Genomic DNA, 21499 nt, shown 5'->3' with positions numbered 1-21499 from the left:
CTCCGGCATTCAACACCAGCAGGCCGCCACTCTGGGCTGGCGGGCTTGCCAATGGTATTTCGGGTTCGATGTTGCAGACGGTTCACGAGTTGCAGGCCCAGAGGGCCGGGGCGGAGGCCGGATTGCGCTTCGGGACGGGGATGAGTTTGCGGAATTCGTCGGTGAAGGTTCCGTCGACGCGAATGCTGACGGACATGCCGTTGTAAGGCTCGGCGCCGTGGAACTGGTTCACCGTGTCGAACCAGGCGCTATGGGACTGTATATAGCGCTTTTCACCCGTCTTCGGATTGAGCAGATAGAAAGGCTTGTTCAGATTGGTGCGGAACCAGATGAACTCGTGGCAGAGGCGGGTCAGGGGATGGTCACGGTGCGGGGTGACGACGTGGCCTCCGTCGTCGTACATGATCATCATCCGGGCAGTGGTTTTGAAAGGCAGCGTGCCGATGAAGTCCATGAGCAGTGGAAACTCATCAGCCTCATCAGAGATGGACCAGTGATCGGCATTGTTCAGATCCAAATAGTCGAAAAAGATGTTGCCGCCCACGGTATTGCGTTTGGACAGATTGATGACGCGGGAGCCGGGTAGCTTGGGGCTGGTGGCCTTCAGCGTGAAAGGGCCGGTGTAGAAATTTTCATCGTGCTCTTTCTTATGCTCTTCGATTTTGCCGAGTAGATAGCCATCGAGGGACTTGAGGCGCTCCACGTCGATCAGGTCATCGAAGGATTTGTAGCAGGGGTAGCGGATGCCGGGATCGACGGGCGCGTTTTGCACCATTCGCTCCGCCACGACGTGGCCTACGCGCCTCCCGACCGACACGAGACCCCTGTGCTTCAGGAGGCGGAGCCCGATCGCCTTGGTACGGGGCGCCGACAGCAGCTGTCCGACGCTGCGACCCGCCGCGCGGGATTTCAAGAGTTTGCTATCGCTGGCCATAGGGGGCACCTTAGGCATTTTTCCGCCCTTCTGTCGGCTTTTTGGCACTGCGATCGCACGGGCTGAGTCCCGATGATGAGGCGGTCGATCGGTGACGGCTTGGTCAGCGCCTACGTGGACTCAAGCGAGGACGGTACCCGCCACGGAGGCACCGGCGGTAAGGCCGATGCGACTACGGCGCCGGTGACGGCCTGCGAGGTGACCTCCATCAACGTGTGCGCCAATACCTCCGCACCCGTCGATACCGCCTGCCCGCAAGGCTGTGGCACGCCGTTGTCGCGCGTTGGCCTATGCATTTGCGGCCCTTGTGCTGTCGAGCCCGTGCCGGAGCAACTCCCACGCGAGCCCACGAGCTTCTGCTGCTCTGGTGTGCATCAGCCGCTGCACGGTCCGGAGCGAATCCGGCTTCGGCGCACGCCCTTCCACGACCGCGTCGTGCACGTCCGCCGCAACCCGGATCGCCATCGCGGCGGCCTCGTTGACCTGATTCAGCGCGCGGTGCAGTCGGTCGTCCTCTAGGAGAACGTTGGCGTTGCTGACCTCGACCGAGAAATCGTTCACCACGCGGCTGATCTGATCGAAGATCGGATTCATCGCCTGCTCGCGTTCGTCGCGGTCCTCGATGCGCAGGATGCGGGCGCCCTCGTTCCACAGGGTGGCCAGCATCTGGGTATGCGTGTTGACGGCGCGTGATACCTCGACCATCGCCTGCTTCTGCAGCTGATTGACCAGGTGCGCCCGTTCGATGCGGGCCAGCTCCCGCTGCGCCTCAACCTCGGCCCGGAAGGCTTTTTCGCGGGCTTCCATCTCGACCCTGTGCAATGCCTGGGTCATCGCCACCTCACGGGCGGCGCGCTCCTCGGCGGCCACCAGTTCGGTGCGCAGGCGTTCGGCACCCTCGGCGGCGTGCCGGTTGGCCTGACGCTGGATGGTCAACGTCTGCCACATGGTGACCAGCACAACGCAGAAGACGACCGCGCCGAAGAACCATTCCGCCTTCGACCCGGATTCGCCGCGACTGAAGACGATGAACCAGACGATCACCAAAACGGCCGCGGCCGCCGAGGCAAACCAACCGATCATGCGCCAGCCCGGCGGAGAGGGTGCGGGGCTAACCGGCACGTGTGGTTGCGCCGGCTGTGCCGCCGGTGCGTACGCCGAATCCTCGGTGGCACTGGCGGATTGCACCAGACCGGTCATTGTGACCTCCGTTCACGCGAGCCTGCGGCCATGCTGGTTCAGACTAGGCGGCACGGGTCGAACCGTCTGCCCGGGACCGCTAGGGTCAACTTCGTATTCACCGCTATCGAATTGACCCGCTGAAGAATTGAGGTCCCATGGCACAACCCGCGGCGCAGGGAGGCGACTCGGCGATCATCGTCGAACTGTCCGAGGCGGCGATGCACATGTATACGGCAGCAATCGATGCGCTGCCGTTTCAGGAGGACAAGAAGTTTCACAAGCGCGCCGACGTCGTACTCGAGGGCATGCGAAAACTGCGCTCCGCGTTGGCGGATGCAGCAAGCACCAGCAGGCCGTCGCCCGCGGTGATCGTTGAATTGAGCAATGTCCGAAGGCGCTACGACAATCTGGTCGAGCACGCCGCGGCGGCGCCGGGATCAAGCCTGGGACAACAGATCTACGCCACCCGGCTCGCGGCGAAGTTGACCGCGCGCGAAGTCGAGAACGGGGCAGGTCTTCGCGCCGGACTGCTAGACGAACTCGAGGCGGGCGCGGCGCCCACCGAGGAGGAAGCGGCCAAGATCGAGGATGCGATCGAAGCCCTCGGCGGAGTGCCTGGCACCGAACACCTGCGGCCGGCTCAGCCAGAGCCCGTGCAGGATGATGAACCCCAGGAACCGCACGTCAATGGTTGGGACGAGGAACTGGTGGGGGACAACGCCGGTTGAACCGGCAATCGAACAACGCCGGTTGAACCGGCAATCGAACAACGCCAGCGGTTAGCCGCCCTGCGGCGCCGGTCCGGGCTCAGCCGGTGGCGGCACGGCATCGGCGCCCGGCTGCCCCGGTGCCGGCGCGGCGGCGGGCGCGAGGATGAACGGCACCGTCGCCGACCTCAAATTGCCCAATTGCACGACCAGGTTGTACGTTCCGGGCCCGATCGGCTGCCGCGGCAGCGGGCACTGCGGGGCCGAACCCATACCCGTCCACGTCACTTCGGTCGTGACCTGCTCACCCGGCTGGAACGTCTTGACGAGCGTCTCGTTTGAGGGCGCGCAATCCAGGTTCGACCACAGCCGGTTGTTGTCCAGTGAATAGACATAGGCAGCCAGCACCGCGGCGCCGACGTCCCGCTGGCAGGCGACAAGGCCGATGTTGGTGACGACCATGGTGAACTTCGGCTGATCCCCCACCACGTACTGAGGCTGGTTGGTGATGCCCTTGACCGCCAGCGTCGAGTCGGGGCAGTCATCACCCTCCTTGAGCACCGGCGGCGGCATGACGGCCGCGGTGGGCGTTGGCGTCGGCGCAGGGGCCTGCTGAACAGGCGGCTGGACCGGCGTCTTGACCTCGGGGTTCTGGCCGGGAAGCGGTGTCGGCGCGGCGGCCTGCGTGGGATTCGGCTTCTCGGCGGGCTTGTTGTCCGTGCTCGTGCTGTTCATCACGACCATCACCACCACCGCGGCGACGACGCCGATGACGAGGACCGCTATGCCCAGCGCGAGTGCCCTGCGACGCCAGTAGATCTGCGTCGGTAGCGGGCCATGCGGTTCTAGTTCCAGCACAAGTTCACGGTAAGGGCTGGTCATGCCGCCCCGTCCGAGGTGACCCGGCGTGTCGCCCGATGAGGACTTGGACGAAGAGTGACCGCAGAAGTCAGGCTTCGCCGATGTCGCCCAGATGATCGCGCAATACGGCCCTGCCGTCGGCCAGGTGGTAGGTGACGCCGGCGATCGCCAGCGTGCCCGCGTCGAGCCGTTCGCTGATGGCCGTGGACCGCTGAGCCAACTGGGCGGCCGTCTCGTTCACGTGACGGGCTTCGAACTCGTCGACACGGGTCAGCCCGTCACGACGGCCGAGCAGGATCGACGGCGTCACCCGCTCGACCACGTCACGCACGTAGCCGCCGGGCACTGCACCGTCGTCGATGGCGGACAGGGTGGCCTTGACGGCGCCGCAGCTGTCGTGGCCGAGCACGACGATCAGGGGCACGTTGAGCACCGACACCCCGTATTCGATCGACCCCAGCACCGCCGAGTCGATGACATGGCCCGCGGTGCGCACCACGAACATATCGCCGAGGCCCTGGTCGAAGATGATCTCGGCGGCCACCCGGCTGTCTGCGCAGCCGAACACCACCGCCGTGGGCTTCTGCCCCTCGGCGAGGCTTGCGCGGTGGTCAACGCTCTGACTCGGGTGTTCGGGCTGGCCTGCGACGAAGCGCTCGTTACCCTCCTTGAGTGCTTTCCACGCAGTTATCGGGTTCGTGTTGGGCATGGCCGACATTGTGCAGGAATTTCCGCCCGTGATCGATTCACAGCACTTATCAAGCTGGTATGAGCACGCTAAGCGCGATCTGCCGTGGCGTCGGCCAGGTGTGACGCCGTGGCAGATCCTGGTCAGCGAGTTCATGCTGCAGCAGACGCCGGTGGCCCGTGTCGAGCCGATCTGGCTGGCGTGGGTGGCGCGCGGGCCGGCGCCGTCAGCGACCGCTGCGGCCAGCGCGGCCGATGTGCTGCGAGCATGGGGCAAGCTCGGCTATCCGCGGCGAGCCAAGCGACTGCATGAATGCGCGACGGTGATCGCCGAGCGGTTCGACGACGAAGTGCCTTCGGATGTCGAGACGCTGTTGACTCTGCCCGGCGTCGGTGCCTACACCGCGCGCGCCGTCGCCTGCTTTGCCTACGGGCAGCGAGTGCCCGTCGTCGACACCAACGTGCGCCGGGTGGTTGCTCGCGCTGTGCACGGTAAGGCCGACGCCGCTGCAACGCCGCGGGATCTCGACGATGTCGCGGCGTTGTTGCCCGACGATGGTCAGGCGCCGCGGTTTTCGGTGGCCTTGATGGAGCTGGGTGCGACGGTGTGCACGGCCCGATCGCCACGGTGTGGCCTGTGCCCGTTGAGTTCGTGCGCGTGGCGCACGCGCGGCTTTCCGGCGAGCACGTCGGTGCGCCGGGTACAGAAATACGCGGGAACCGACCGCCAGGTGCGCGGCCGGTTGCTTGATGTGTTGCGCGGTAACGACTCTCCCGTTACGCGCGCGCAACTCGACGTGGCGTGGCTGACCGATATCGCTCAGCGCGACCGTGCGCTGGATTCGCTACTTGTCGACGGATTGGTGGAGCAGACGGCCGACGGCCGGTTCGCATTGGCAGGCGAAGGTGACGAAGCGCTCCGGTAACGGAGCGTGAGGAACCAAGCAGACAACACCGAAGGTGACCCCGCCCTGGCCGCCAGCGGGATTCCACTGCCATTCACTCGACGGGATGCTGAAAAGCGTCCCGTAACTGGCCATTCGACGAGCGTGCGAGTGCTACGCCGTCGCGGCGGCTTCCTCGCACGGACCATTGCACGAGAACCGGCGGCGATAGTCCGACGGCGTCACCCCGATCACCCTGCGGAAGTGGTGGCGCAGCAACGTCGCCGTGCCGAAACCGGATCGGTCGGCGATCCTGTCGACGTCCAGATCCGTCTCCTCGAGTAACCGGCGCGCGTACAGCACCCGCTGATCGGTCACCCACTGCATCGGAGTCCGGCCGGTCTCCTCGACGAACCGGCGCGCGAACGTGCGCGCTGACATGTGCGCGCGAGCAGCCAATGTGCCGACCGTGTGCGGCTTGTCGAGATTGGTGAGGATCCAATCCAGGTGCGGCGCAAAACCTTCCGAGCAGCGCACCGGAATGGGTTGGTCGATGTACTGGCGCTGACCGCCGTCGCGCTGCGGTGGCACCACCATGCGACGCGCGATCTTGTTGGTGACCTCAGCGCCCAACTCGCGGCGCACCAGGTGCAGGCAGGCATCGATGCCAGCCGCGGTGCCCGCGCTGGTGATCAGGTTGCCGTCGTCGACGAACAAGACGTTGCGGTCGACCTTGGCGGTCGGATACATCTGCGCCAGCTCGTCAGCGTGCATCCAATGCGTGGTGCACGGCCTGCCGTCCAGCAGCCCGGCGGCGCCGGCGACGAAAGCACCGGAGCATACAGTCAGGATGATCGAGCCCGACTCGGCGGCCTTCCGGATCGCGTCGAGCGCTTCCGGCAGGTAGCCGCCGTCCTGGCTGCTGATCGCCGGGATCGCGACCAGGTCGGCGCCCAACAGGCCATCGAGGCCGCAGTCGGGGGTGATGGTGGCGCCGACGGACGTCCGCAGCGGATTGCCGGGCTCAGGCCCGCAGACCTTGAAATCGAAATTGGGCACCCCGTCCGCAGACCGGTCGATGCCGAAGACCTCGCAGATGACGCCGAACTCGAAAATCGCTAGACCGTCCAGCACCAGCGCAGATACGCTCTTCAATGCCATGGCAGCATTTTATCGCAAGGTGTCCTTCCTGCCACTGTTGGCGGGATTTTTATCAGCGGAGCATTACTGCCATGACCACTGCACTGACTCTCTTGATCCTGATCGCCCCGTTCGCGGTGGCAGCGGCGCTCAGTTGGGCCGCCCACCGCTCTGACTCACTTCGCATCCGCTACGGCCAGTTCCGCTGGTCCGCCCCGATGGTGGGCAGGCTCTTCGAAGACGATCGCGACGGCTTCCGCATCGCGCACGACGTCGACGCGGTCCGCACCCGCTTTGAGCGGCAGCCGTTTTGGCCCGCCTCAGGCGCGACCGGTGAGCGACGCTAGGAACGACTCGACCGCTTCTCGGTAGGTCTGTGGCGCATCGTCGTGGATCAGGTGACCGGCACCGGGCACGTGCAAATACGTTGTCCGGTAGCCGGTTTCCTGCATTCTGCGCATTTGCCCCGGGGGTGTGACGGAGTCACCCGCCTCGAGGAGCAACGCGGGAACGCGCACCGCCTCCCATTGCGCCCAGTAGTCGCGGGTCCCCCATTCGGCGGCGATCTCGATCCACGTCGCGGGCTGCCCGTGCAGGCGCCATCCAGTCGCCGTGCGGTCGAACGCCTCCAGGAAATACTGACCGGCGACCGGGCCGAATTCCGCGTAAACCTGTTCTGCGGCAGTGAATTCGGTGGGCAGCGCGTGCAGCCAGGGCTCCCACGGCCCGGTGGTGCGACCGCGGAAATCCGGTGCCATGTCCTCAATCACCAGCGCGCTGACCAGTTCCTGGCGTGCCGCGGCCAGACACCACGAGTGCAACGCTCCCATCGAATGGCCGATCATCACCGCAGGCGAGCCCATCTGCTCGACAGCCGCACCGAGGTCGGCCACGAACCGTTCGGTGCTGATCGGATAAGGGTCGGCGACGTCGCGGCCGCGGTGCCACGGCGCGTCGTAGGTGTAGACCACGCCGAGCGACCTCAGCCACGGTAACTGACGCGACCACGTGCTGCCCCGCCCCATCAGGCCGTGCACCAGTACCAGCGGATCGCCTTCACCTCCGCGAGGCGTCAGCAGGTCAGGGGACATCAGTGCGCACGGTAGCCTAGCGAGATGCCTGTGGTGAAGATCAACGCAATCGAGGTCCCGCCCGACGCCGGTCCGGAACTGGAGAAGCGGTTCGCACACCGTGCACACGCCGTCGACAACCAGCCCGGTTTCCTGGGCTTCCAACTGTTGCGCCCGGTCAAAGGTGAGGACCGCTACTTCGTCGTCACGCAGTGGGAATCCGAAGAGGCGTTCCAGGCCTGGGCGACGGGCCCGGCCATCGAGGCGCACAAGGGCCAGGCCGCCAACCCGGTCGCCACAGGAGCGTCCCTGCTCGAGTTCGAGGTTGTCCTGGACGTTGCGGGCGCCGGTAAGTAGGGCCGGGCGTGGCACCCGCGCCTCGGTCGCGCTGTCGGTCGCGGCTGCCCTCGTCGGCGGCCTGACGGTCGGCTGCACCAAGAGCACTACACCCGTACCGGTGGCCGACACCACGTACGGCGTGCCGATCGAGATCAACACGCCGCAGGGTCTGCGGGCCAAGCAGACCATCGACATGCTCAACTCCGAGTGGCCGATCGGCACCGTCGGGGTGAAAACCATGGCGACGCCGCAACAGGTCAATCCCATCACCTCCGCGATGGGCAACCTCTGGTTGGACCGACCGATCACCGTCGCCGGCATCGACATCGGCGCAGGCCAGGCGACACTGCACACCGTGACGTCTTACGGTGCGGCACAAGACATTGCGCTGCGCACGAACCCCCAAGGCCTGGTCGACCGGTTCGCGGTGACGCTTCAGCCGCCCCCGATCAAGAAGTGGGCCGACATCGACACCGAACTGACGAAGTCGGGTGCACGCTACTCGTATCAGGTCGCCAAGGTGACCAACGGCCAGTGTTCACCGATCGCGGGCACCAACACCGATGTGTCGATGCCGTTGGCGTCGATCATGAAACTGTATGTGCTGCTTGCGGTTGCCGATGCGGTCAAGGCGGGGACGCTGCGCTGGACCGATGAGCTCACGGTGACCGACGAAGCCAAGAAGCTCGGCTCCGCTCACCTCAACGACCTTCCTGCGGGCACAAAGGTGACCGTGCGCAGGGCGGCGCAAGAGATGATCTCCGCGAGCGACAACATGGCCACCGATCTGTTGATCGGGCGGCTGACGCCACACGCCATCGAACGCGCATTGGTGGCAGCGGGCCACCACGACCCGGCCAGCATGACGCCGTTTCCCACCATGCACGAGCTGTTCTCGATCGGCTGGGGCGAACCGGATCTTCGTGAAGAGTGGAAGCAGGCCAGCCCGCAAGCCAGGGCGCAACTGCTGGCACAGACGAATTCCCGTCCGTACCAACCGGATCCGACCCGGACCGGCTCCCCCGCCTCCACTTACGGCGCCGAGTGGTACGGCAGCGCCGCCGACATCTGCCGGGTGCACGCCGCGCTGCAGGCCGCCGCGGTCGGCGAGGCGGCACCGGTGAAGCAGATCCTTTCCGCCATTCCCGGCATCGACCTGAACCGGTCGAAGTGGCCGTACATCGGCGCCAAGGGGGGAAACCTGCCGGGCGACCTGACATTCAGTTGGTACGCCGTCGATCACACCGGTCAGCCGTGGGTGGTCAGCTTCCAGCTGAACTGGCCGCGCTTCCGCAGCACCACCGCGGCGGCCTGGTTGCTGTCCATCGTGAAGCAGACGTTCGGCTTGATTCCGGTGCCCTGACCTACAGGCTGGAACGCAGCGTCCACGCGTGCCCTCGGAAATGCATCACCGTGCGGCTCACCGGCGCAATGTCGATGCGCCAGAACGACTTCGGCGGCGCATTGAGCACTACCAGGATGGCGGCACGCACCACCGCCGGGTGGGTGACCGCCACCAGTCGGCCGCGACGTGTTGTCAACGAGTCCATCCACCCGGCCACCCGGTCGATCAGTTCGACGATCGACTCGCCTCCGTGCGGCGCCCGCGTGGGATCGGTCAACCAGATGGCCAGATCGTCGGGCTGCACCCCGCCCACCACGTCGCCGTGCCAACGGCCGTAGTCCAGATCGGCCAACCGGTCGTCGACGCCGGCCTGCAGCCCGAGCAGTTCAGCGGTCTGCCGTGTCCGCTTCTCAGGTCCGCAGTAGGCCCGCTCGGTGATGCCCAAATCGATGGACGCATCGACTTGGCGATGGCCGACCGCATTCAGCGGTTCGTCGGTGGGGAACCGTCCGGCTGCCATCGCATCGGTCATCGCGTGCGATACAAGTGTCAGCCGGACGACTTCACTCACGCAGCTACTGTCTCCCGCTTGGGTTCGGCCAGCAGCCGATGGGCCATCGATGCGAACACCAGACCGATCACCGCCCACATCACGAACTGGGTGCCCAACGAGTACAGCCGGAATTCGTAGAGGACGTCCGCAGAGAAGTCGGCAGGCGTCTCGTCGATGGTCGGCAGCACCAGCATCACCACCGCGATCGCCACGACGTAGGCTCCTGCCGCGATCAGCGCCGCGCTCCATTGCCCGAACTGCGCCGTCAGCCGATGCGCCAGATACACGGCGGCCACCAGCAGCGCGGCCGACAACACCACCATCAGCAGGTACAGCAGCGTGCGCTGCCGGATGGTCTCCTCCAGGCTGACAGCGGGCGGATTCGGCGGATATTTCAGGAACGGAATCACGTAGAGCGACAAGAACATTCCACCGGCCAGCACCACCGACAGTCCGCGCGGCGACAGATTGCCGACCCGGCCGTAGGCCACGCAGTAAACCACCGCGTACAACGCTCCCATGGCCACGCTGAACGCCAGTACGCCGAAGCCCATGCCGATGTTGGCCTGCACCCCGCGGGTGAACAGTTCGACGCCGTGGTCGTGGCCGTGCGAGTGCGATTCCTCATACGCCAGGGCCCGGGTGATCACCGGCTCGACAAATGTGCGTGCGAACAAGAACGCGAGCACGCCACCGACAGCGCCAGCCAGCAGGCCGCGCGCGATTATTCGTTTTTCCATGCTGGGGCTACCTGGTCAGTGGCAGGGGAAGCCAAGCAGGTGACGGGCGTCGTGCACGAACTCGTGCACGTAGGTGTTGTCGCCGAACACTGACGTCGCGCCCTGATCCAAGCTCACGAAATAGAGCACCACCAACGCGAGGAATGCCGTGACGGACAGCCACAGCGCGGCCTTCGCCAGCGAGAGGTCGACTGCAGGCGCTACGGTCTTGCGGGCCTCGGAAGAGGTCATCTGATGTTCCTTCCCGGGATTTCGCGTCCCAGTTTCTCCGGTGACGACGGGCGTCGGGTCTGACTGTCCACAGTGGCGCGACCGTTCTGGATTTTCACCAGGATTCCTTCGCCCGTCGATTACATCAGCATCCTAAGCATCTGGGCTACCGAACAGACGCAAAGGCCCCCGAGATCATCGCGATTCGGGGGCCTTGGCGACTTGTCGTGCTATTCGGTGGCCGCAGCGCTCGGTGCGCCTGCGCCTGCCGCTGCCGCCTTCTCCAGTTCCGGTTCGGTGGGCTCGGCCGGCTTCGGGGATCCGGTGAACGTGAACTTCGCGTCCTCGCCGGAGCCCTCACCGTCCCAATTGTCGACGTCGACCGTGACGAGTTGGCCGGGTCCGACCTCCTCGAAGAGGATCTTCTCCGACAGTGCGTCCTCGATCTCGCGCTGGATGGTGCGACGCAAGGGCCGGGCACCGAGCACCGGGTCGAACCCACGCTTGGCGAGCAGCGACTTGGCCTTGTCGGTGAGGACCATGGCCATGTCCTTGCCCTTGAGCTGCTTCTCCACCCGGCCGATCATCAGGTCGACCATCCGGATGATCTCGTCGCGGGTCAGCTGGTGGAAGACGATGATGTCGTCGATGCGGTTGAGGAACTCCGGACGGAAGTGCTTCTTCAGCTCGTCGTTGACCTTCTGCTTCATCCGCTCGTAGTTGTTCTCACCGCCGCCCTGGCTGAAGCCGAGGCCGACCGCCTTGCTGATGTCGGACGTGCCCAGGTTCGAGGTGAAGATCAGCACGGTGTTCTTGAAGTCGACGGTGCGACCCTGGCCGTCGGTGAGCCGGCCGTCCTCGAGGACCTGCAAGAGGCTGTTGTAGATCTCCTGGTGAGCCTTCTCGATCTCGTCGAACAACACGACCGAGAACGGCTTGCGGCGCACCTTCTCGGTGAGCTGGCCGCCCTCCTCGTAGCCGACGTAGCCCGGAGGGGCACCGAACAGCCGCGAGGCGGTGAAGCGGTCGTGGAACTCGCCCATGTCGATCTGGATGAGCGCGTCGTCGTCGCCGAACAGGAACTCCGCCAGCGCCTTGGACAGCTCGGTCTTACCCACACCGGACGGGCCGGCGAAGATGAACGAGCCCGACGGCCGCTTCGGATCCTTCAGCCCGGCGCGGGTGCGTCGGATGGCCTTGGAGACGGCCTTGACGGCGTCCTCCTGGCCGATGATCCGCTTGTGCAGCTCGTCCTCCATGCGCAGCAGACGCGTGGTCTCGGCCTCGGTCAGCTTGAACACGGGGATACCGGTCCAGTTGCCGAGCACCTCGGCGATCTGCTCGTCGTCGACCTCGGCCACGACGTCGAGATCGCCTGAGCGCCATTGCTTTTCACGCTCGGCACGCTGGGCGACGAGTTGCTTCTCCTTGTCCCGGAGGCTGGCCGCCTTCTCGAAGTCCTGCGCGTCGATCGCGGACTCCTTCTCGCGACGGGCCTCGGCGATCTTCTCGTCGAAGTCGCGCAGGTCTGGCGGCGCGGTCATCCGGCGGATCCGCATCCGCGCACCGGCCTCGTCGATCAGGTCGATCGCCTTGTCCGGCAGAAAGCGGTCGTTGATGTACCGGTCGGCCAGCGTGGCCGCCGCCACCATCGCGCTGTCGGTGATGGAGACACGGTGGTGCGCCTCGTACCGGTCACGCAGACCCTTGAGGATCTCGATGGTGTGCTCGACCGTCGGCTCACCGACCTGCACCGGCTGGAACCGGCGCTCCAGCGCGGCATCCTTCTCGATGTACTTGCGGTACTCGTCGAGTGTGGTGGCGCCGATGGTCTGCAGCTCGCCGCGGGCCAGCTTCGGCTTCAGGATCGAAGCCGCGTCGATGGCGCCCTCGGCGGCACCCGCACCGACCAGCGTGTGCAGCTCGTCGATGAACAGGATGATGTCGCCGCGCGTGTTGATCTCCTTGAGCACCTTCTTCAGGCGTTCCTCGAAGTCACCCCGGTAGCGGCTGCCGGCAACCAGCGAACCGAGGTCAAGCGTGTAGAGCTGCTTGTCCTTCAGCGTCTCGGGCACCTCGCCGTGCACGATGGCCTGGGCCAGCCCCTCGACGACGGCAGTCTTGCCGACGCCCGGCTCGCCGATCAGTACCGGGTTGTTCTTGGTGCGGCGGCTCAGCACCTGCATCACCCGCTCGATTTCCTTCTCGCGCCCGATGACGGGGTCGAGCTTGCCTTCCATCGCGGCCGCGGTCAGGTTGCGGCCGAACTGATCGAGCACCAGCGACGTGGACGGGTTGCCCGCCTCACCGCCGCGGCCGCCGGTGCCGGCTTCCGCGGTCTCCTTGCCCTGGTAGCCGCTCAGCAGCTGGATGACCTGCTGACGCACGCGGGTCAGTTCGGCGCCCAGCTTCACGAGGACCTGGGCGGCGACGCCCTCACCCTCGCGAATCAGGCCGAGCAGAATGTGCTCGGTGCCGATGTAGTTGTGGCCGAGCTGCAGCGCTTCACGCAGGCTCAGCTCCAGCACCTTCTTTGCGCGCGGGGTGAACGGGATGTGCCCCGACGGCGCCTGCTGGCCTTGACCGATGATCTCCTCGACCTGGCTGCGAACGCCCTCCAGCGAAATGCCAAGCGACTCCAGCGACTTGGCCGCTACACCCTCACCCTCGTGAATAAGTCCCAACAGGATGTGCTCGGTGCCGATGTAGTTGTGGTTGAGCATCCGGGCTTCTTCTTGAGCCAGGACGACGACCCTGCGGGCACGGTCGGTAAATCTCTCAAACATCGGTGGTTACCTGCTCTCCATCAAATAGGTACGGGTTCTTTCGCGGCACGCCGCGCCCGGACCCGTTACCCAAGTCTAGTGGGCGTCCGCCACCCCTGCGCTGCCTGCTGGCACTGTCCAAAAAGCGAAGCGGCGACGGTCCTCGGCGCCATAAGTCCTGTACCCGGCGCCGCTCATAGCAACGCCCACGGCGGAGAAATCGTTTCCGACGTCGCGCTGCGGCTGGTTCGCCGCTAGCGAAAGGCAAGCTCCGGCGCAGTTTCGCCGATGGGCAACTCTGGCAACTACCGATTATGTTGCCGCGTGGAACGCGTCGATGACGTCGGCGGGGATACGACCGCGGGTGGACACGTTGTGCCCGTTACGCCGCGCCCACTCCCGGATGGCCGCGCTTTGTTCACGATCGATCGCCGCTCTGCCGCGGCCAGAACCCGCGGAACGACCACGCCTGCGACCACCGACGCGGCGGCCTGCATCGACCCATTGCTTCAACTCGTTCCTGAGCTTTGCGGCGTTCTTGGAAGAAAGGTCGATCTCATAGCTCACCCCGTCGAGCCCGAATTCAACCGTCTCATCGGCTGCGCCTTCCCCGTCAAAATCATCGACGAGCGTGACAGTGACTTTCTTCGCCATTACCCCACACTGCCCTTCTGGTTGAGCACTAGATCAGTAGTTTAGCCGCCCCTCGAACCCCCGGCACCAATGTGCCATAGGAACGGATTCCATTCAACAACTTCAGAAAAAATCTCAATCGAAGCAGTTCAGTTGCCGTGGCGGCGAACAATCGGGAACAAAACCGTCTCTCGAATCGACAGGCCCGTCAATGCCATCAACAACCGATCGATACCCATTCCGGTGCCCGTAGAGGGCGGCATCGCGTACTCCAATGCGGCCAAAAAATCTTCGTCAAGAGCCATTGCCTCATCGTCTCCGGCGGCCGCGGCGCGGGCCTGCGCTTCGAACCTTTCCCGTTGGATAACGGGATCGATCAGCTCGGAGTAACCGGTCGCCAGTTCGATCCGGCGGACGTAGAGATCCCACTTCTCGGTTACCCCTTCAATGCTGCGGTGAGAGCGGGTCAGCGGCGTCGTCTCGACCGGGAAATCGCGCACGAAGGTTGGCGCCCAAAGCTTGTTACCGACAGCGTGTTCCCATAGTTCTTCAACCAATTTCCCATGTCCGTAACCACGGTCACGCGGAATCTCGACATCAAGTCGATCGGCGATCTGCCATAAGTGTTCGACCGTCGTCTGCGGAGTGATCTCTTCGCCAAGTGCTTCCGACAGCGATGGATACATTTGTATCGTCTGCCATTCGCCGTCGACGTCATAGACGGTGCCATCAGGCAATGGCACCTTTCTGGTGCCGATCGCTTCGTCGGCGACCTCCTGAATAATCTCGCGCGTCATGACGGCGGAATCGTCGTAGGTTCCGTAGGCCTGATATGTCTCGAGCATCGCGAATTCCGGTGAATGCGTCCAATCCGCACCTTCGTTTCTGAACACGCGATTCAGCTCGAAGACGCGCTCGAATCCGCCCACCAAGCAACGCTTCAGGAACAGTTCCGGTGCGATCCGAAGGTAGAGATCCGCGTCGAGCGCATTGGAGTGCGTGACGAACGGCCTTGCGGCCGCACCGCCGGCCAAGGTCTGCAGCATCGGTGTCTCGACTTCGAGAAAACCGCGCCGCTGGAGCGCCTCGCGGACGGCCCGCACGACCGCCACCCGCTGCCTGGCGATGGTGCGGGCCTCTGGACGAACGATCAGATCGACATAGCGTTGCCGCACCCGGGACTCTTCGCTCATCTCTTTGTGGGCGAAGGGAAGTGGCCTCAGCGCCTTGGAAATTATTTGCCAGGAATCTGCAAGCACAGATAGTTCGCCGCGGCGAGAGCTGATCACCTCGCCGTGTGCGTAAACGATGTCGCCGAGGTCGACGTCGGACTTCCAGGAGTCGAGCGATTCGGCTCCGACACGATCGAGGCTGAGCATCAGCTGCAGCTGCGTGCCGTCACCGTCCTGCAGCGTCGCGAAACACAGCTTTCCGGCGTTGCGCGCGAACATCACCCGGCCCGCGACGCCGACGATCCGCCCGGTCTCGGTGTTGGCCTCGAGGTCTGGATAGGCCTGCCGGATCTCGGCCAGCGTGTGCGTGCGGGCGACCTCGACCGGGTAGGGCTCACGGCCCTCGGCGAGCAGCCGCTCGCGCTTGGCCTGACGAATCCGGAACTGCTCGGGGACGTCGGAGTCGGATGTCGCGGCCGTTGCCGCTCCGGACTCGGGAGTGGGCTGATCAGGTGAGGTCACGACCTGCCAGCTTAAATCAACGCATGACCGCCGCGATCAGCGCCGCTGCAGTGACCGCCCTGGCCGACGGACCGATCGACTGGCGGTTCAAGGGGATGCCGTCGGCGTGGTGGGGCAGCACGCCGAGGCAAATCTGCGCCCAGGCCCCCGACCTCTTCGAGGCGGGCGTCGTCGGACCGATGTGCGTGCTGCGCGCCGAGGCACTGACGCACAACCTGGTCGCGATGGCCGGCTGGTGTCGCGATCGCGACGTCGAACTCGCACCGCACGGTAAGACGCACATGGCCCCGCAGCTCTTCGCCCGCCAGTTGGACGCGGGCGCGTGCGCGATCACGGCCGCGACGCTCAGCCATGTGAGGACCTACCGGGCGTTCGGGGTGCGCGATGTGGTGCTGGCCAACGAGCTTGTCGACGGCGCCGGATTGCGCTGGCTGGCAGCCGAACTGGCCGCCCACCCAGATTTCTCGCTGGTGTGCTGGGTGGATTCGGTGCGCGGCGTGGAGCTGATGGGCGCCGCGCTGGCCGCGGCGCGAGCGGACCGACCGGTCGATGTCTGCGTGGAGGTGGGCATGGCCGACGGGCGCACCGGCTGTCGCGGTGCCGCCGCGATCGACGAGGTGGCGCGCGCGGCGGCCGCCTCGCCGTGGCTGCGGCTGGTCGGCGTCGCGGGTTATGAGGCGGCGCGCGGCCACGACGTCACACCCGACGCGCTCGCCGCGGTCATCGCCTATCTGCGCGACATGCGCGACGCGGCGGTGCGGTTGGCGCCGCTGTTCGAGACGGACCGGGCCATCGTCACGGCGGGCGGCAGCACTTACTTCGACGCGGTCGCCGACGTGCTGGCCGGCGACTGGCGCACGATCCTGCGCAGCGGCGGGTACCTCACCCACGACGACGGGCTCTATGCACGGACCTCCCCGCTGCGCGGCGAGTTGCGGCCGGCGTTGCAGGTATGGAGTCAGGTGGTGTCGCGCCCGGAGCCTCGGCTGGCCGTGCTCACCATGGGGCGTCGCGACGTGTCGTTCGACACGGATCTGCCGATTCCGTTGCGGCTGCCCGACAGCGTAGTCACCAAGCTCAACGATCAGCACGCCTATCTGCGGCTGGGCGGTGACGACAACGTCGAGGTGGGCAGCTGGCTCGGCTTCGGCATCTCACACCCCTGCACGGTGTTCGACAAGTGGCAGCTGATCCCCGAACTCGATGCCGACGACCGGGTGGTCGGCTTTATCCGCACGTTCTTCTAGCGGGCCTGCTTCAGCCTGCCGCGGTTGCTGTCGCGGTTGCGCTCGAACACCAAGCGCAGCCCATCCAGCGTGAGGTCCTTGTCGTACTTGTCGACGGTGTGCAGGTCGGGCAGCACCAAGGGGGCGGTGTGTCCTGTGGCCACCACGGCGACATCGTCGCCTGCGAACCCGTCGACGTCCTCCCGGATGCGGTTGACCAATCCGTCTACCAGACCGGCGAATCCGAACACCGCACCCGCCTGCATGCATTCGACGGTGTTCTTGCCGACCACCGAACGGGGGCGGGTCAGTTCGACGCGACGCAACGCCGCCGACCGTGCGGCGGCCGCGTCTGAAGACACCTGGACGCCGGGCGCGATTGCGCCGCCGAGGAATTCGCCCTTCGCAGAAACCACGTCAACACAAATCGACGAGCCGAAGTCGACGACGATCGCGGCGGACTTGTACTTGTGGTAAGCCGAGAGACAGTTGACGATCCGGTCCGCCCCCACCTCTTTCGGGTTGTCGACGAGCAACGGAATGCCGGTGCGCACCCCCGGTTCGATCAACACATGCGGCACCGAAGGCCAGTACTGTTCGAGCATCAGCCGGACCTCGTGCAACACCGACGGCACTGTCGAAAGGCCCGCGGCACCGGTCAGGCGTTCGGAGTCGTCACCAATCAGGCCGTCGATGGTGAGCGCCAACTCGTCGGAGGTGACCTCGGATTCGGTGCGAATCCGCCAGTGCTGCACCACCTTTGCGTGATCACCGGATCCGGAGATCAGGCCGACCACGGTGTGGGTGTTGCGGACGTCGATTGCGAGAAGCACGGCCGCTACCGCGCGGACATCAGCGCGGCCGCATCGGCCGGCACATGGGCGGGGTCACTACCGAGGTCGATCTGCTTGTTGTCGGCGTCGACGAACACCACCCGCGGTTGATAGGCCTTGGCCGCGGCGTCTTCCATTGTGCCGTAGGCAATCAGGATCACTAAGTCGCCCGGATGCACGAGATGCGCTGCAGCGCCGTTGATCCCGATCACACCGCTACCGCGCTTACCGGTGATGGCGTAGGTGACCAGCCGTGCACCGTTGTCGATGTCGACGATCGTGACCTGCTCACCCTCGAGCAGGTCGGCCGCGTCCATCAGGTCGGCGTCGATGGTCACCGAGCCGACGTAGTGCAGATCGGCCTGCGTCACCGTGGCGCGGTGAATCTTCGACTTCAGCATTGTCCGTAACATCAATTTCTCCAAGGTAATTCGTGGCTCTCTTGAGCGCCGACGCGTGGATGCCCGTCGGCACCGGTGGTGGCGCCGATGTCGATGGCGATGTTGTCGAGAAGTCTGGTGCCGCCGAGCCTGGCGGCGATGAGCATGCGGGCGATACCTTCGACGGGCGCCGGCCCGAGCAGCGGATCGCGCACTTCGAGATAGTCGACGTCGATGGCGGGCACCTCGTCCAGCACCGCACGCGCGGCGTCCAGCGCCGCCGCCGCGCCGCCCGATGCGGCGTACATGCCCGCCAGCAGCGCTGCCGACAGCGCTCCCGCCTGCTCGCGTTCAACGTCGTTGAGATAGCGGTTACGTGATGACATGGCAAGCCCGTCGGCTTCCCTGACGATCGGCACACCGACGATCTGCGTGTCGATGTTGAGGTCGGCGACCATCTGCCGGATCACCACGAGTTGCTGGTAATCCTTCTCGCCGAAGAAGGCGCGATCGGGTTGCACGATCTGCAGCAGCTTGAGCACGACGGTCAGCACGCCCGCAAAATGCGTTGGGCGGGCGGCACCTTCGAGCTCCTCCCCGAGCGGGCCAGGGTGCACGGAGGTCCGCCTGCCATCGGGGTACATGTCGGCGGCCGTCGGCGCGAACGCGATCTCGACGCCCTCGGCGCGCAGCAATGCCAGATCGTCGTCGAGTGTGCGCGGGTACGCGTCGAGGTCTTCAGTCGGTCCGAACTGCAACGGGTTGACGAAAATCGACACCACCACCACGGCGCCCTGGACCTTCTTGGCCGACCTGACCAGCGTCAGGTGACCCTCGTGCAGGGCACCCATCGTCGGCACCAGCATCACCCTGCGGCCTGTCGCGCGCAGTGCCCTGGTGACGTCGTGAACGTCACGTGGGCTGGAGTAGACGTTGAGTTCGCCTGCGCTGAATCGTGGCTTGGTCATGATTGTCCCGAGGAGTCGGAGAACACTGCGAACACTTCCTTGGGGGCATGTGCGCGCTGCGCGGTGCGCAGCGAGTTGGCCCGATATGCCTGTGCCAGTTGCGGATCCACCTCGGCGAGAGCCCGCAGGTGGCCTGCGACCGCGTTGGCGTCACCGCGCGCGACCGGACCGGTCAGCGCCGCCTGCCCGCGCTGCAGCGAGTTCTCCAGCGACGCCCGCGCCAGCGGGCCGATCACGCGTTCGGCGATGCCGCCCGGCGCGTCGCCAACCAGCTCCTGGCCCAACAACTCCTGACCCCACAACGCCGCCCGCAACGCTTCGACCGCGTCCAGCATCACGGTCACCAGGTGGTTACTCGCGTGTGCCAGTGCGGCGTGATACAGCGTGCGCGCATCCTCGCGCACCCGAAACGGCTCGCCGCTGATCTCGAGCACCAGCGACTGGGCGATCGCGTAGCCGACCTCGTCGGCGGCCGTCACACCAAAACAGGCTTCCGACAGCCTCGCAATGTCCTCGTCCCCGCCGGTGAACGTCATGGCGGGATGGATGGCCAGTGGGATGCAGCCCTGTCCGGTCAACGGCGCCAGTACGCCGATGCCGTTGGCACCCGATGTATGCGCGACGATGGTGCCGGGCCGGACCGCTGAGGTCGCGGCCAGACCGCCGACCAAGCCGGGGAGTTCGGCGTCGGGCACGGCCAGCACCAACAGTTCGGCGCGGCGCGCCACCTCGTCGGGCGGCAGCACCGCGGTGTCGGGCAGCCTGCGTTCGGCACGCTGCCGGGACGCCTGCGAGATCGCGCTGCACGCGACCACCACGTGCTCGGCGCGTTCCAACGCAACACCCAACGCCGTACCGACGCGTCCAGCGGAGATGATGCCGATTGTGAGCCGCGCCGGGCGCAGTCCGGACTCGGGACCCCGCGCGTGCGCTGGGGGCTGCTCCATCGCAGACGACCTCGCAAAATGTCGTGTGTTCATCGTTCCGGTCCTGCGTTGCGGGTACCGGACGGTCGCCACGAGCCTAACTCACTCGTCGCGGCGCCTGCGACGACCGCCTCCGGTCGGGGTGGCCTGGAGCCTGGCCAGCAGTTCGGCGACCGACTGTCCGCCGGTGTCCTCCGCGCTGCGGTGTCGTCGCCCTTCTGAGCGCTCGGCGGGTTGTTCCTGCGCCGGTTCGGGCTCGGGGTGGCGCGGCTCGGTGTGCAGGGTCGGCGGCGCAGGCGGGCGACCGGGATCGGCGGTGTCCGCGGGGGCGGAGTGGCGGCCGCGGCGGGATTCGACGGGCGGGGTCTGCATCGCGGGCTCGGGTGCCCGTCGTCTGCCGACGTATTCGTCGGCTGTTCGGTTCTCGCCCGTCGGTTCTTCCACGGTGGGTGCCACCCAGTTGCTGCCGGGCGCGCCCGCGGGAATCCACTGCCCCTCGGCGGGCGCGGGCTGCCAATCCCTAGTAGGCGCAACCGGTTCCGGTTCCGGTTCCGGTTCCGGTTCCGGTTCCGGTTCCGGTTCCGGGGGCGGAGGCGGCGGTGTCGGCTCCGGCGGCGGCGGCGGTGTCGGCTCCTGTCGCGGTGGCTCCCAAGTGAATTGGGTCGTCGTCTCGGCGGCCGTCGGTGGTGGCGAGGTGTATGCGCGCGGCTGTTCCTCGACGCGATGGCGGCGTCCGCGCTCCTGCTCGGTCTCCGACGGTCTGCGGTGCGCGCCCCCGGCGTCCGGCGGCACCCACTCGGCCTCGGGTTCGGCGGGCACGTCGATGATGGGGCTTTCCTCGGTGGTGGCGTCGAGGTCCTCGCGCTCGTCAGCGTCGAGCCGGCTCGCCATGACCCGACCCGCCGTCTCCGTGGTGCGCGGCCAGTCGCCATAGCTTCGGCTGCGATCGGTTTCCAGCGCGGGCCGATGCGACAGGTCCGCGTCGAACAAGATCTCCAAACTGGCCCGCAGCGCAGCTAATTCGGCGCGCAGACCGGCGACCTCGTCGGCGGCCTGGGCCCGGATCTCCGACGTCAGCTCGCGGCGCAGCTGGGTTTCCACCGTCAACTCGTACTCGCGGCGCGCGGAGATCTCGCGGTCCAACTGCAAGTCGTATACCAGCTTCAGGTCTCGCACCTTGGCTTGGTCGATATCGCTTTGCCTGCGGTAGATCACCGAGACGAACGCCGCCACCACCGCGGCCCACAACGCCAGGATGACAGCCAGTTTCAGCAATTCCACCTTGTTGGTGAACACCAGGGCGGAGCTCGCCCCGATGGCGAGCACCAGCAACACCGTCAGCAGCACCCAACCCGGCCTGCGGACAGCGCGCCTGGAGCGCGTACCGCGAGACAGATCGGCCATGGGCCGACTGTACCCGTC

At 66.0% G+C, this 21499-nt stretch carries 23 protein-coding genes; 6 read left to right on the top strand and 17 right to left on the bottom strand.

Going from position 1 to position 21499, the window contains the following annotated elements; translation table 11 throughout:
• Positions 1-82 precede the first annotated feature (82 nt).
• Positions 83-934 carry a hypothetical protein gene (locus tag A5724_RS03290; RefSeq protein WP_067796123.1) on the bottom strand — a complete coding sequence of 284 codons (852 nt, stop codon included), beginning with the start codon at positions 932-934 and terminating at the stop codon, positions 83-85.
• 288 nt (positions 935-1222) lie between these two features.
• Positions 1223-2134, bottom strand: coding sequence for a hypothetical protein (locus tag A5724_RS03285; RefSeq protein WP_067796120.1), 912 nt, complete (start codon positions 2132-2134; stop codon positions 1223-1225).
• Between the two features lie 137 nt (positions 2135-2271).
• Here A5724_RS03285 and A5724_RS03280 point away from each other — a divergent pair, with 137 nt between their 5' ends.
• Positions 2272-2844: a forkhead-associated protein gene (locus A5724_RS03280; protein ID WP_067796117.1), complete on the top strand. Its 573-nt coding sequence runs from the start codon at positions 2272-2274 to the stop codon at positions 2842-2844.
• Between the two features lie 51 nt (positions 2845-2895).
• On the opposite strand, the gene A5724_RS03275 is transcribed toward A5724_RS03280, so the two are convergent.
• Positions 2896-3681 carry a hypothetical protein gene (locus A5724_RS03275; RefSeq protein ID WP_197518541.1) on the bottom strand — a complete coding sequence of 262 codons (786 nt, stop codon included), beginning with the start codon at positions 3679-3681 and terminating at the stop codon, positions 2896-2898.
• 91 nt (positions 3682-3772) lie between these two features.
• Positions 3773-4393, bottom strand: coding sequence for a carbonic anhydrase (locus tag A5724_RS03270; protein WP_067796268.1), 621 nt, complete (start codon positions 4391-4393; stop codon positions 3773-3775).
• Here A5724_RS03270 and A5724_RS03265 point away from each other — a divergent pair.
• A complete protein-coding gene (locus A5724_RS03265; protein ID WP_156752106.1) occupies positions 4392-5297 on the top strand; it encodes an A/G-specific adenine glycosylase in 906 nt (301 codons plus the stop codon). The genes A5724_RS03270 and A5724_RS03265 overlap by 2 nt on opposite strands.
• 132 nt (positions 5298-5429) lie before the next feature.
• Here the strand turns inward: A5724_RS03265 and A5724_RS03260 are convergent, their stop codons facing one another.
• Positions 5430-6416: a GlxA family transcriptional regulator gene (locus A5724_RS03260; RefSeq protein ID WP_067796110.1), complete on the bottom strand. Its 987-nt coding sequence runs from the start codon at positions 6414-6416 to the stop codon at positions 5430-5432.
• Between the two features lie 71 nt (positions 6417-6487).
• Between A5724_RS03260 and A5724_RS03255 the strand changes: the two genes are divergently transcribed.
• Positions 6488-6742: a hypothetical protein gene (locus A5724_RS03255; RefSeq protein ID WP_067796107.1), complete on the top strand. Its 255-nt coding sequence runs from the start codon at positions 6488-6490 to the stop codon at positions 6740-6742.
• On the opposite strand, the gene A5724_RS03250 is transcribed toward A5724_RS03255, so the two are convergent.
• Complete coding sequence (locus A5724_RS03250) at positions 6716-7486, bottom strand: alpha/beta fold hydrolase (RefSeq protein WP_067796104.1); 771 nt, start codon at positions 7484-7486, stop codon at positions 6716-6718. The genes A5724_RS03255 and A5724_RS03250 overlap by 27 nt on opposite strands.
• Positions 7487-7510: 24 nt before the next feature.
• On the opposite strand from A5724_RS03250, the gene mhuD reads away from it, so the two are divergent.
• Positions 7511-7822, top strand: coding sequence for a mycobilin-forming heme oxygenase MhuD (mhuD, locus tag A5724_RS03245; RefSeq protein WP_067796101.1), 312 nt, complete (start codon positions 7511-7513; stop codon positions 7820-7822).
• Entirely contained in the window at positions 7803-9167 is a 1365-nt protein-coding gene (locus A5724_RS03240) for a serine hydrolase (protein ID WP_082964823.1), read from the top strand. The genes mhuD and A5724_RS03240 overlap by 20 nt, the downstream gene beginning before the upstream one ends.
• Position 9168: 1 nt before the next feature.
• On the opposite strand, the gene A5724_RS03235 is transcribed toward A5724_RS03240, so the two are convergent.
• The 6 genes from A5724_RS03235 to lysS all read right to left on the bottom strand — a co-directional run bounded on the left by A5724_RS03235 (position 9169) and on the right by lysS (position 15660).
• Positions 9169-9720: a histidine phosphatase family protein gene (locus A5724_RS03235; RefSeq protein WP_067796098.1), complete on the bottom strand. Its 552-nt coding sequence runs from the start codon at positions 9718-9720 to the stop codon at positions 9169-9171.
• Positions 9717-10442, bottom strand: a complete 726-nt coding sequence (locus A5724_RS03230; protein ID WP_067796095.1) for a CbtA family protein — start codon at positions 10440-10442, stop codon at positions 9717-9719. The genes A5724_RS03235 and A5724_RS03230 overlap by 4 nt, the downstream gene beginning before the upstream one ends.
• 15 nt (positions 10443-10457) lie before the next feature.
• The gene (locus tag A5724_RS03225; protein WP_067796093.1) at positions 10458-10673 is read right to left on the bottom strand and encodes a CbtB-domain containing protein; all 216 of its coding nucleotides are present in this window, start codon (positions 10671-10673) and stop codon (positions 10458-10460) included.
• A gap of 209 nt (positions 10674-10882) precedes the next feature.
• On the bottom strand, positions 10883-13438 hold the full coding sequence (gene clpC1, locus A5724_RS03220) for an ATP-dependent protease ATP-binding subunit ClpC (protein WP_067796090.1): 2556 nt from the start codon (positions 13436-13438) through the stop codon (positions 10883-10885).
• A gap of 291 nt (positions 13439-13729) precedes the next feature.
• A complete protein-coding gene (gene lsr2 / locus A5724_RS03215; RefSeq protein WP_067796087.1) occupies positions 13730-14071 on the bottom strand; it encodes a histone-like nucleoid-structuring protein Lsr2 in 342 nt (113 codons plus the stop codon).
• A gap of 128 nt (positions 14072-14199) precedes the next feature.
• Positions 14200-15660, bottom strand: coding sequence for a lysine--tRNA ligase (gene lysS, locus A5724_RS03210; protein ID WP_067796262.1), 1461 nt, complete (start codon positions 15658-15660; stop codon positions 14200-14202).
• Between the two features lie 107 nt (positions 15661-15767).
• Between lysS and A5724_RS03205 the strand changes: the two genes are divergently transcribed.
• Entirely contained in the window at positions 15768-16991 is a 1224-nt protein-coding gene (locus A5724_RS03205; RefSeq protein WP_067796085.1) for an alanine racemase, read from the top strand.
• Here the strand turns inward: A5724_RS03205 and A5724_RS03200 are convergent.
• From A5724_RS03200 to A5724_RS33560, 5 genes are all read right to left on the bottom strand, one after another.
• Complete coding sequence (locus A5724_RS03200) at positions 16988-17803, bottom strand: type III pantothenate kinase (RefSeq protein ID WP_067796082.1); 816 nt, start codon at positions 17801-17803, stop codon at positions 16988-16990. The genes A5724_RS03205 and A5724_RS03200 overlap by 4 nt on opposite strands.
• A gap of 5 nt (positions 17804-17808) precedes the next feature.
• On the bottom strand, positions 17809-18216 hold the full coding sequence (panD, locus tag A5724_RS03195; RefSeq protein ID WP_067796080.1) for an aspartate 1-decarboxylase: 408 nt from the start codon (positions 18214-18216) through the stop codon (positions 17809-17811).
• Complete coding sequence (gene panC / locus A5724_RS03190) at positions 18216-19151, bottom strand: pantoate--beta-alanine ligase (protein WP_067796077.1); 936 nt, start codon at positions 19149-19151, stop codon at positions 18216-18218. Before panC ends, panD begins: the two co-directional genes overlap by 1 nt.
• Positions 19148-20098: a Rossmann-like and DUF2520 domain-containing protein gene (locus A5724_RS03185; protein WP_067796074.1), complete on the bottom strand. Its 951-nt coding sequence runs from the start codon at positions 20096-20098 to the stop codon at positions 19148-19150. The genes panC and A5724_RS03185 overlap by 4 nt, the downstream gene beginning before the upstream one ends.
• An 81-nt stretch (positions 20099-20179) precedes the next feature.
• Positions 20180-21481 carry a DUF6779 domain-containing protein gene (locus A5724_RS33560; RefSeq protein ID WP_197518532.1) on the bottom strand — a complete coding sequence of 434 codons (1302 nt, stop codon included), beginning with the start codon at positions 21479-21481 and terminating at the stop codon, positions 20180-20182.
• Positions 21482-21499: the final 18 nt, after the last annotated feature.

The sequence above is a fragment of the Mycobacterium sp. ACS1612 genome (assembly GCF_001667505.1).
In the GTDB taxonomy this organism is placed as follows: domain Bacteria; phylum Actinomycetota; class Actinomycetes; order Mycobacteriales; family Mycobacteriaceae; genus Mycobacterium.
The sequence above is the reverse complement of the archived record's forward strand: the minus strand, read 5'-3'. Positions and strand labels throughout refer to the sequence as shown.

Excerpts from the sequence above, each read along its gene's own strand:
- A5724_RS03290 (WP_067796123.1), bottom strand. The coding sequence starts at position 934 with ATGGCCAGCGATAGCAAACTCTTGAAATCCCGCGCGGCGGGTCGCAGC.
- A5724_RS03285 (WP_067796120.1), bottom strand. The coding sequence starts at position 2,134 with ATGACCGGTCTGGTGCAATCCGCCAGTGCCACCGAGGATTCGGCGTAC.
- A5724_RS03280 (WP_067796117.1), top strand. The coding sequence starts at position 2,272 with ATGGCACAACCCGCGGCGCAGGGAGGCGACTCGGCGATCATCGTCGAA.
- A5724_RS03265 (WP_156752106.1), top strand. The coding sequence starts at position 4,392 with ATGGCCGACATTGTGCAGGAATTTCCGCCCGTGATCGATTCACAGCAC.
- A5724_RS03270 (WP_067796268.1), bottom strand. The coding sequence starts at position 4,393 with ATGCCCAACACGAACCCGATAACTGCGTGGAAAGCACTCAAGGAGGGT.
- A5724_RS03260 (WP_067796110.1), bottom strand. The coding sequence starts at position 6,416 with ATGGCATTGAAGAGCGTATCTGCGCTGGTGCTGGACGGTCTAGCGATT.
- A5724_RS03255 (WP_067796107.1), top strand. The coding sequence starts at position 6,488 with ATGACCACTGCACTGACTCTCTTGATCCTGATCGCCCCGTTCGCGGTG.
- A5724_RS03250 (WP_067796104.1), bottom strand. The coding sequence starts at position 7,486 with ATGTCCCCTGACCTGCTGACGCCTCGCGGAGGTGAAGGCGATCCGCTG.
- mhuD (WP_067796101.1), top strand. The coding sequence starts at position 7,511 with ATGCCTGTGGTGAAGATCAACGCAATCGAGGTCCCGCCCGACGCCGGT.
- A5724_RS03230 (WP_067796095.1), bottom strand. The coding sequence starts at position 10,442 with ATGGAAAAACGAATAATCGCGCGCGGCCTGCTGGCTGGCGCTGTCGGT.
- A5724_RS03225 (WP_067796093.1), bottom strand. The coding sequence starts at position 10,673 with ATGACCTCTTCCGAGGCCCGCAAGACCGTAGCGCCTGCAGTCGACCTC.
- clpC1 (WP_067796090.1), bottom strand. The coding sequence starts at position 13,438 with ATGTTTGAGAGATTTACCGACCGTGCCCGCAGGGTCGTCGTCCTGGCT.
- lsr2 (WP_067796087.1), bottom strand. The coding sequence starts at position 14,071 with ATGGCGAAGAAAGTCACTGTCACGCTCGTCGATGATTTTGACGGGGAA.
- A5724_RS03205 (WP_067796085.1), top strand. The coding sequence starts at position 15,768 with ATGACCGCCGCGATCAGCGCCGCTGCAGTGACCGCCCTGGCCGACGGA.
- panD (WP_067796080.1), bottom strand. The coding sequence starts at position 18,216 with ATGTTACGGACAATGCTGAAGTCGAAGATTCACCGCGCCACGGTGACG.
- panC (WP_067796077.1), bottom strand. The coding sequence starts at position 19,151 with ATGACCAAGCCACGATTCAGCGCAGGCGAACTCAACGTCTACTCCAGC.
- A5724_RS03185 (WP_067796074.1), bottom strand. The coding sequence starts at position 20,098 with ATGGAGCAGCCCCCAGCGCACGCGCGGGGTCCCGAGTCCGGACTGCGC.
- A5724_RS33560 (WP_197518532.1), bottom strand. The coding sequence starts at position 21,481 with ATGGCCGATCTGTCTCGCGGTACGCGCTCCAGGCGCGCTGTCCGCAGG.